This is a genomic window from Fructobacillus tropaeoli, from assembly GCF_001047135.2.
Classification (GTDB): Bacteria; Bacillota; Bacilli; order Lactobacillales; family Lactobacillaceae; genus Fructobacillus; species Fructobacillus tropaeoli.
This window is the reverse complement of sequence record NZ_DF968166.1, coordinates 1-295: the sequence shown is the minus strand read 5'-3', so window position 1 is coordinate 295 and position 295 is coordinate 1. Positions and strand designations below refer to the sequence as shown.

Here is a 295-nt window from a genome sequence, read left to right as displayed (position 1 = left end):
AGAATGCTCTTTAAACGATGTTAGCGACTTGACCAAAGCGATGGCTCTTAGCTATACCTTGGCAAAGCCCTTAAGTATTCTCTATTTTGAGATTTACCTAAGGGCTCTCTCTGCTCAAAACAACTTGCTGCCCTTGGCAGGGGTTCGTGCGAAAGTCAACTACAGTCTTTTGGCTTTTTAGAGAAAAAAGATTGAAACAGATTGATTAATAAAGAAATCCATTTCGGATAAAAAGAAAAACAGACCCTACGCTGTTTGCGCATGAAGTCGAAGACTTCACAGCAAATAAGTAGGC

1 protein-coding gene is annotated in these 295 nt (G+C 40.3%); it reads left to right on the top strand.

Going from position 1 to position 295, the window contains the following annotated elements:
* Positions 1-181, top strand: a 181-nt coding sequence (locus AOQ32_RS08935; RefSeq protein ID WP_207657375.1) for a hypothetical protein, incomplete at its 5' end; no start/stop codon positions are given.
* Positions 182-295 lie beyond the last annotated feature (114 nt).